Source organism: Paraburkholderia terricola (genome assembly GCF_900142195.1).
GTDB lineage: Bacteria > Pseudomonadota > Gammaproteobacteria > Burkholderiales > Burkholderiaceae > Paraburkholderia > Paraburkholderia terricola.
Window position 1 is genome coordinate 1 of record NZ_FRAB01000087.1, and the last position, 9,136, is coordinate 9,136.

Consider the following 9,136-nt stretch of genomic DNA (forward strand, 5'->3'; position numbering starts at 1 on the left):
CGTGCCGCGCTCGTCGCCGTTCGCTGCCGGGCTCGCGTCGTACGGCGGGTGCGGGGCGGAGCGGTCCTTGGGCGTCATGGCAACTCGATTCATGATGGAAACAGCCGTAGGTGCGCGTCGCCGTGTAAAAAGTTACGCCGCCGCTCAGAAATGCCAGATTGCATCGGCGATCCAGCGATTCGACGCGCCCGGTCCGAGGTGCGCCTTGGCTTCGTTGTTGGTGGCGATATACGACACGTCGAATTGCCACGCGCGATACTGGTAAGTCAGTCCGACGTTGCCGTAGACGTAGCCGATGCCGAGCACCGAGTGCAGATCGTAGTAACCGATGCCGGCCGTCGCGGTCCAGCCGTGCACGAGCGGCAGGCGGCCGACCAGATCGTAGGCGACGGCGTGCGAACTCGGCGACGGCCCGAAGCCCGTGTTCGGCGAGAGCGCGACCGAGGCGAACAGGGAGTCGCGCCAGCCCGCGGTCAGCACCAGTTCGTCGTAGTTGAAGCGCGAGGACTGCGATCCCTGGAGGAACTGGTAGTGCGAGAGCATGGCCTGGGCGCTCCAGTCGCCGGCCAGGCGCCAACCATATCCGCCGTTGACGACGACTTCCGCGCCGTTGGTGGGGCGGCGGGCGGAGCGCAGCGACGCAGCCGACGCGCCCGCAAAGAAACCGTTGCCCGGATACCAGTTGGCCCCTGCGCTGACGGACGGCTGCCTGTTGCCGATGTCCATGCCGCGCGTGACCTTGTTAGTGGTGACACCTGCCTCGAACTGCCAGTCATCGCTCGCAGCCGCGGCGGGCGACGATAACACGGCGAAGGTGACGAACAGCGGGCACCATCGAACCCGGCCTACGGACAAACCGGCCGCCTTGCGGCAAGTCAGGAGCAAAGCACGCCGCAACTCCATATCGTTGGTTCACAGTTCCGGTGGATTGGGACGCTGACCGACTGGGCGTCCAGCCATCTGCACGACCCGGTGCGATGCATAATGCATCCCATCGGGTCGTGCAATCCTAACCGATAAACGCAAACGGAAGAATTCCGGAGCAAACGTCAGTGGTGTCATGAACTCGCCGCGCCGCGTGAAGCGGCAGAGAAAGCGCGCAGTCGGCGGTGATACCGCGGCCAGCGCAGGTGACATGAGGTCGTGCGTGAAATTGGAAAGATGACCGCAAGTGACGTCGGGCGCGAAGAAAGTCGCAAACGACGCGAAAAACCGGTGAGCGCCGTCACGCTGGTCGACGCAATGCAAAGATCGCACAGTTGCTTGTTGCGGGCAAAAAAATATCAGATCAGGAAAGGCGGTTTCTACTGTCAGTACGCCCTCAACCCCCGGTAGGGATGTGCTGACATCTCCGGCGCGATGCGCCGCGCCTCATGGAACCGACGCGATGGCATGCCCGGCGTGCAGCAAGGGACGCCAGCAGGAGGCTCAATTATTTTCTACCGGAATGCATCCCGCATCGATCAGGATGGCACCTACGGAGCAGAGACTCGATGCGAGGCAGGGTCACGCGGCAAGCGCGATCGACGGGGCAGACAGCCGACAACGGCTGGTCGCACGAAAAAGTCCAGGGAACATCAATGAGCGCCCCAACCGACCGGGAACGCTGGAGCGGCGAAGACTGCGCCGTCAGCCAACAATTGAACCGGCCTGCGTCTAAGACTTCTCAAGGGCCAGGCCGACTGGAGACAATGTAGTGCGATTTGCCCTCGTGACCGAAGACCCTGTATTGACCCGCGATCTGACCGGATGTTTTGCCAGCGACCCGATTGTGATCGAGCCATTCAGCGCTGGACAGGATTTCCTGCGCGCAGCGCGTGCGACCATGTATGACCTCGTGCTGATCGATGCACGGAACAGTTCACTGTTACTCGACGTGCTGCAGTCATCGCGCAACAGCGATGCGACTGTGGGCACGCCGGTGGTCGTCCTCACGCCGTTCCCGGACTGGGCGGCAATGCTAGGCTGGATCAACGCCGGCGCCACGGATGTGGCCTACCGCTACGACCTGGAACAGGTGCGTCTGCGCGCGCATGTCGTGCTTCAGCGCGAGACACATCGGGCGGCAGGTGCCGACACCATTGAACTGGGCAGCTACGTGTTGCGAAAAGATGTCGGCCTGGTGGCTCTCGATGGCGTGGAGATACCGCTGACGCCGCGCGAATTTACGATAGCCTGGCTGTTTTTCTCGAATCCAGGCAGGTTTCTGAGCCGGGCGCAGATTGCCGGCAGCGTCTGGGGTTCACGCGAGCACGTCGCCTCGCGCTCCATTGAGCAGCACGTCTACAAGCTGCGCAAGAAGCTTCGCCTATCGCACGCATCCGGACTGAATCTGAAGACCGTCTATGCGCTCGGCTACAGGCTGGATTCCGTCCTGTCCGTCAGCCCACCTGATGGGCAGACGGGCGCGCCGAAACCTGGCGCGGCACGACCTTCATGCGCAATGCAGTCCGATGCCCGCGAACAGGGCGCTGACGTCGCCGATGCCTGAACGTCGCTTTAGCCCAAGCCGCGAAACGGGAAGGAGATGACAATGGATATTATCGAAATCGCGAAGAACGCCGGTATGCAGTTGCTGCTCGATGCAAAGATCGGCCGGGAGACATATCACAGCGTATGCGGTTCGCTGTCGTCGTTGCAGCGCTTCGCGGACGCCGTACGCGCAGCGGCCGCCGCACAGTCACCAGCACAGGGCGACGACGAAGAGCATATGAAGTAGCGGCCTGCGTCTGCGCAGCGCCCGCGGAGTGCACCAACCGCGCTTGATGTGCTGCGTTCTCCTCTGGCAAGACGTCTCCACCTGTCCGTACCAGATGATCAGCGTTTTGGTTGCGATTGATCGCGCCGGTCTGCTGCACGTCCCCTTGCAGCACCTCGTGCACGCGCCCACAGGGATCGGCCGAACGAGCACCTCGCGCACGATCCACACGATCCCGCGATAAGGCTGCTGCAGATCAACGCCCAGCGCGAGCATCGCCTCATGGACCATCGTTGGGTGACCGGCACCGCGAAACCGTCCTCCAGCGCTACGGCCGCGTTGTGCTGTTGCTGGCAGATGCGCCCAGGGTCTCACACCATGCCGGTCCGCTGGCGCACGCACCGGTGCCGGTCACTGCGACGTGCCCGCAACAAACCCTTTCGTTCTCGCCCAGGCAGCATGGCTGTTGCGCCGGCGGATCGTCTGATGCACGCACCAACACTGAAGAAATGGACCGACTTTATCGACCATCGCACTGCCGTTTGCCGCCGTGCGGGTAACCATCGTGTGAGCTAAGCAATGGAGCGAGCCAGGGTGTGAAAATGTGTCCATTCATCGAGCGGAATCTAGGGAAGCTGAATTTCAGGCAGCGGCTAAACAGGCCCTGCATCAGCTCCTATCGACTCGCCAAAACCGTCCCCGGAATACTCAACAATTGTCATTGAAGCAACATCTGGATCGCTGGTTAGCACCTACGGACAGTTCTCATTGATCGGCGTGCCGCCGGAACGAAGACCTCCACGAATGCAACCATGGAAACCTGACTATGCATACGACGCCAGATAGCTTTGCCAATGCAACCGGACACCGCTTCGAATCTGTTGACGTATCGGCGTATGAAGCATCGCGAGTGTTTAACAGGGAAGCAATACGCAACCTGTCGCTAGCCGATCAATTGCTATTTGAATGGTTCGGGAAGGGTCCGCATGTCGAGGCCAGATACGCTTGCGTGCATCACGCTTTCGAGCAATACGCTGCGGCGCAGCCCGACGCCATTGCCGTGCAGCATCTTGGAAACAGCATCACGTATGGCGAATTGAACCATCAGGCGAATCGTCTGGCTGCCACATTGGTCAGTCACGGCGTATCGACGGGCGACGCGGTCGCACTCTTTCTGCAGCGTTCGATATCGATGGTAATCGGCATTCTTGCCGTGCTGAAGGCTGGCGCTGCATACGTTCCACAGGATGCTGGCGTGGCTCCGCAGACTCAGCTTCGCCACATCATCAATGTTACTTCGGCGAAGGTGATCCTGACGCTCGGCCGGCTAAAGCACCTGGTCCCTGTGCCTGACGGACACGTGTGCATCGCAATCGACGAATATGTCGACGAACCTGCAGCTGACAACCTGGATATCGCGGCTCCTCTCTCCGTCGCGAGTGATGTCAATGCCGACAACCGGTGTTTCATTCTATTCACATCCGGGACGACCGGTGTTCCGAACGGGGTGCAGGTCACACATCGCAATGTATCGAACATCCTGCTGACCGAACCCGGATCTCTCGGGATGCGCCCCGGCGTCAAGGTGGCGCAGATGCTCAACATCGGGTTTGACATGGCGGCCTGGGAAATCCTGGGTTCACTGGCAAACGGCGCAACGCTTGTGATTCGCGGCGAAGGCTTCGCGCAGGTTGCAAGGGAAGTCGATGTCATCATTTCGACTCCGTCAATCCTCGCCACCCTGGACGCGGACCAGTGCCGCACCGTCAAGGTCGTCGCGGTCGCGGGCGAACCCTGCCCGAAGCCGCTCGCGGACAAATGGGCCGCCTTTTGCGCGTTCCACAATTCCTGCGGCCCGACCGAGACCACCATCGTCAATACGGTGCAGCGTTATGACCCGTCGGCCGGGCGACTCACTATCGGTACGCCGACACCCAACAACACGGTCTATATCCTCGACGAGCATCGCAAGCCCTGTGCGATCGGCGAAGTGGGCGAAATGTGGGCAGGCGGCGATTGTGTCACTGCAGGCTATCTGCACAACGCCCGGTTGACCACCGAGCGCTACGCAGCCGATCCATTTCTTGGCAACGGACGGCTGATGTTCCGCACCCGGGACCTTGGCCGCTGGACGCCGGACGGTGAGCTTGAGCACCTGGGCAGGGTGGACGATCAGGTCAAGATACGCGGCTTTCGGGTCGAGCTGGATTCCGTGTCCGCGGTTCTCGAATCGGTGCCGTCGTGTACGCATGCGGTGGCCTTGAAGCTCGACAGCCGCAATCTCGCCGCGTTCGTCTGTCCCCGCTCTGTCGACACTCACGTTGCGCGTCAGATGGTCGCAGCGGCGCTGCCGTACTACTGCACACCTTCGCTGATCGTCGCAATGGACGCATTTCCACTAACCGGTCGGGGCAAGGTGGACAAACGCGTACTTCTGAACCTTGCCCTCGAGCGACTGGAAGAACAGCAGCGGCAAGCCAGTCCAGTCGAGGAGTCACTGCTTTGCGAGGTGAGAGCATGACGGCAAGTTCTCTCGACGCTGAACTGCCGATGCCACAGGGCGTCATGCGCCGCTTCGCGCGGCATCCGGCTCTGATGCACTATCACCGCCTCGTCTGTCTGGTGGGAGCGATCAACCTGGCGTTTCTCGCGTTTGGCGTGACGCGCGGAATGTGGTGGACGAGGAACGGGATTGCGCTCGGCCCGATTTCAAATCTGGTTCTGGTGAATTTCTCGATCGCGATTCTGATCCGTCAACAGTACGTGATCAATCTGTTGTTCTGGCTGGCGACGCGGGCGCCGACGCGCTGGCCGCTGTCGATCCGGTGGACGCTCGCGAAGGTCTATCACTTCGGGGGCTTGCACAGCGGCTGTGCTGCGGCCGCAACGGTCTGGTTCGCAGTTTTCGCGGGTTCCCTGACGTTCCAGCTGGCGAACGGATTGCCTGGCGTGTCAGTCGGCATCGTCTGGGTGACGTATGCGTTGCTCGCGATTCTGCTCGTCATCGTACTGATGGCGCTGCCCGCCGTTCGCGCCCGCTTCCACAACAGCTTTGAAAAGACGCACCGCTTCGGTGGATGGGCCGCACTACTACTGTTCTGGACGCAGAGCGTCATGTTCATCAACGACCAGCGAGGCGGCGCAGGTCTCGCGCACGCGCTGCTCTCGTCGCCCGGATGGTGGATGCTTGCTGTCCTCACGACTAGCATTGCGCTTCCGTGGACGCGGCTGCGCAAGGTGCCGGTCAGGATCGACACGCCATCGTCTCATGCGGCCATAGTCCGCTTTGACCACGGCGTCACGCCTTTCCCCGGATCGTCGACCGCCGTGAGTCGTCATCCTCTGTTCGAATGGCATTCGTTCGCCAACATCCCCGCGCCTCGGGAGAACGGCTTTCGCCTCATCGTTTCCCGCGCCGGAGACTGGAGCGGATCGTTCATCGACGACGCGCCGTCGCACGTCTGGGTCAAAGGAATCCCCACTGCCGGGGTGGCCAACATCGAAACCCTTTTCACCCGCGTGGTCTATGTCGCGACCGGCAGCGGCATTGGACCGGTGCTCCCCCATCTGCTGGCGAAACGGGTGCCAGCCCGGCTTGTCTGGTCGACCAGGAGCCCTCGCGAGACATATGGCGACGCACTGTTAGATGAGATTCTTCAGGCAGAGCCGGGCGCAATCATCTGGGATACCGATACGCAAGGCAAGCCCGACATGGTTCGGCTCGCTTACGCTGCCTACACGCAGTTCAATGCAGAGGCCGTGATCTGCATTGCAAACCAGAAACTCACGAATGCAGTCGTCTACGGCATGGAAAGCCGGGGGATTCCCGCTTACGGCGCGATCTGGGACTCCTGATCGTGACGGCGTGTCTGGTGCAACGCAGATCATCCATTTTTTTCTTGAGAGGTTCGCATGACCATTCTGATCGAACGCCGGGATCGGGTCGCCGTCATCCGGCTGAACCGCCCCAAAGCGATGAACTCATTGAGTTCCGAAGTGATGGAGGAGATTGTCTGCGCGATGCAAACGCTCGATCGCGATCCGCAGGTGGGCTGTTTCGTGCTAACCGGTTCCGAGAAGGTCTTTGCGGCAGGCGCGGACATCAAGGAGATGCGGGGCAAATCCTACATGGACATGTTCAACGAGGATTTTTTCGCTGGCTGGGATAACTTTGCGGCGCTACGCACGCCGAAGATTGCCGCCGTATCGGGCTTTGCGCTCGGTGGCGGCTGCGAACTGGCGATGATGTGCGACATGATATTCGCCGCCGAAACCGCAGTCTTCGGCCAGCCTGAAATCAGGCTCGGTGTGATCCCGGGCATGGGTGGCTCGCAACGCCTGACGAAACTGATCGGCAAGGCGAAGGCGATGGACATGATCCTGACGGGACGCACGATGGCGGCCGACGAGGCCGAGCGCGCGGGGCTCGTCGCCCGCGTGATTCCCGCCGATCGGTTGATGGAAGAAACGCTCGCCGCTGCCGCGACGATCGCCGGGTACGGCAAGGTGACTGCCATGGTCGCCCGCGAGGCGGTCGATCGCGCCCTCGAACTGGGTTTGCGCGAGGGGCTCCTGTTTGAGCGGCGAACATTTCACGCACTGTTCGCAACGGAAGACCAGAAGGAGGGCATGCGCGCTTTCGTCGAGAAAAAAACGCCCGAGTTCAAGGGCCGCTAGAAAGGACGACTCGCACTAATGCAACGCCTCGTCCAGAGTAATGCTCCGCCGTTTGGAATCGTCAATCTTCACCCCAAAAGAATGTGCGAAGTAATTTCCAGAATCTACGGCGATGATAAATCTGTCGTGGGCGAGTTCGGGTACTGTGCCGACGGGTCACCATTCGAGTCATATCCGCGAGGAGCATTCGCCTTTGCATCGGCGAACGCCAGATGAGACAGAACGACTCTGCATTCAGTTTCCTGCAATTGATCTTCGATGAAGCTGCCTCGAACGCACGTGCGTCCGCTTCGGAGAAGTTAGAAGCACCGGGCCGGATCGGCTACGGCCGCCCGCATCCGGCAGGGGGCGGTCAGAAAATCTCCTTCGAGGTGCATGTTCGATCCGAGTCGGAAAAAATGCAACGCTTCGAGGGGAATCGGCCATATTTATTGCATTCGGTGAATTCAAACCGCCAGTGGCGGCATAGTGAATTCAGATAGTTTCCACTTCGAAGAACCTTCCAAACCAATCCGGGTAGTGGGGCGTCTATTGGTCGCCCGCTCTGGCTTAGACACGAGACGGTTCTGCGATATCGGGCGAGTTTGCGTGATTGAGGGCGGCGAGCGTCGCGCCCACCATTTCGCATGTTGCTGGACGATGCATGTGCTTGCTGGCCGCCCTTTGGCCTATATCTTTGGTGGGAGCGGCCAGAGAGTGAGGGTTACCAGGCGGCCACGGAGCGGAAGAGGTCGAGATGCTGCCTCCGCTCGCCAATGATGGCGTAATTTGGCAATGCTACGCCTGACACTTGAAAACCACGGGAGCGAACAAGTCTGAGCGCCGGAATCAAGTCGGTGTTGCCGGTCATGACGATCATTTCTTCGACCGCTCCGCTATCTGCCATCGTGGAAAGACCGAGGCCAATGCCGTTGGTGCGCGTAATTTTGTTCCCGCGAGTGGATAGTCGATTTGGGGCTGACTTCGAGAACAAGTTTGCTTCAAGAGGTCTTTCAGAAAGTTGTTCCCCGTACCAACGTTTGAAGTGTGTCGCCCCCAAGTGAAGCGCCGAATTGAATGCCGATGACAGCGCTCGCGCCTAAGTTTGCCGGTGCAAAGTGGGAGAAGCTGAGCCTTTGGTACGGGGCTGTTGCCGTTGGTTTGCGTAAAGTTGTTCGCGTCCGCCAGCGGGCAGTCGGGAGCCATGAGCCAGCTGGGAACAATATTGTACAAATCGCAGTTGCATAATATTGTTCCCGCAGCCAACGAAGTCGTGACCATGGCCGAAGCGCGGACAGGGCAGGCCGTTGGCCCGATACGCCAAGAACAAATTTCTGCAAAAGACGGAAACAAGTTTATGCAAACAAACGGGACGACCACCCAATCCTTGGCACCCATTTCTACATTTGACATAAGACAAATTATCACTTACAAACAATGTTACGGCAAAGCTGTAGTGTCGTACCTGGGCAAAGCTGAAACGTCGCATGTCATGCTGGCTGACCTTTGACGGGAGGCTCGCATGACGACGACATCCGGGACGATCACCATGACGATGCGCGAGGTAGACCGGCTCAGGACGATCCAGTCGGTGGTCGACGGCATGCTGATGACATGGCAGGCCGCAGAACGGCTCCATCTGAGCCGGCGTCAGGTTGAGCGGTTGACGGTGCGCTATCGCAGCCAGGGTGCTTCGGGACTGCTGTCACGGCATCGTGGACACCCGAGCAATTACCAGTTGGCAGACGGCGTGGCCGAGCGCGCGTTGAACCTGATCCGGGA

General features: G+C 60.3%; 10 protein-coding genes. 8 read left to right on the plus strand and 2 right to left on the minus strand.

Annotated elements, in window-relative coordinates; all coding sequences use genetic code 11:
- Positions 1 to 144 precede the first annotated feature (144 nt).
- Positions 145 to 855 (minus strand): TorF family putative porin, encoded by a 711-nt coding sequence (locus BUE39_RS33275; RefSeq protein WP_159442618.1) that lies wholly within the window; start codon positions 853 to 855, stop codon positions 145 to 147.
- 841 nt (positions 856 to 1,696) lie between these two features.
- On the opposite strand from BUE39_RS33275, the gene BUE39_RS33280 reads away from it, so the two are divergent.
- From BUE39_RS33280 to BUE39_RS34720, 6 genes are all read left to right on the plus strand, one after another.
- Entirely contained in the window at positions 1,697 to 2,491 is a 795-nt protein-coding gene (locus BUE39_RS33280; RefSeq protein WP_143169543.1) for a response regulator transcription factor, read from the plus strand.
- A 42-nt stretch (positions 2,492 to 2,533) separates the two neighbouring features.
- Positions 2,534 to 2,719 (plus strand): hypothetical protein, encoded by a 186-nt coding sequence (locus BUE39_RS33285; protein WP_073432932.1) that lies wholly within the window; start codon positions 2,534 to 2,536, stop codon positions 2,717 to 2,719.
- Between the two features lie 805 nt (positions 2,720 to 3,524).
- Positions 3,525 to 5,219, plus strand: a complete 1,695-nt coding sequence (locus BUE39_RS33290) for an amino acid adenylation domain-containing protein (protein WP_084561550.1) — start codon at positions 3,525 to 3,527, stop codon at positions 5,217 to 5,219.
- 44 nt (positions 5,220 to 5,263) lie between these two features.
- The gene (locus BUE39_RS33295) at positions 5,264 to 6,553 is read left to right on the plus strand and encodes a ferredoxin reductase domain-containing protein (protein WP_200799540.1); all 1,290 of its coding nucleotides are present in this window, start codon (positions 5,264 to 5,266) and stop codon (positions 6,551 to 6,553) included.
- 57 nt (positions 6,554 to 6,610) lie between these two features.
- On the plus strand, positions 6,611 to 7,375 hold the full coding sequence (locus BUE39_RS33300; RefSeq protein ID WP_073432934.1) for an enoyl-CoA hydratase: 765 nt from the start codon (positions 6,611 to 6,613) through the stop codon (positions 7,373 to 7,375).
- Between the two features lie 212 nt (positions 7,376 to 7,587).
- Positions 7,588 to 7,857: a hypothetical protein gene (locus BUE39_RS34720; RefSeq protein WP_143032051.1), complete on the plus strand. Its 270-nt coding sequence runs from the start codon at positions 7,588 to 7,590 to the stop codon at positions 7,855 to 7,857.
- Between the two features lie 221 nt (positions 7,858 to 8,078).
- On the opposite strand, the gene BUE39_RS34725 is transcribed toward BUE39_RS34720, so the two are convergent.
- On the minus strand, positions 8,079 to 8,414 hold the full coding sequence (locus BUE39_RS34725) for an NYN domain-containing protein (RefSeq protein ID WP_143032052.1): 336 nt from the start codon (positions 8,412 to 8,414) through the stop codon (positions 8,079 to 8,081).
- Positions 8,415 to 8,558: 144 nt separating this feature from the next.
- On the opposite strand from BUE39_RS34725, the gene BUE39_RS34730 reads away from it, so the two are divergent.
- Complete coding sequence (locus BUE39_RS34730; RefSeq protein WP_090518891.1) at positions 8,559 to 8,864, plus strand: hypothetical protein; 306 nt, start codon at positions 8,559 to 8,561, stop codon at positions 8,862 to 8,864.
- Between the two features lie 12 nt (positions 8,865 to 8,876).
- On the plus strand, positions 8,877 to 9,136 hold a 260-nt coding region (locus BUE39_RS33310), incomplete at its 3' end, for a helix-turn-helix domain-containing protein (protein ID WP_143169544.1).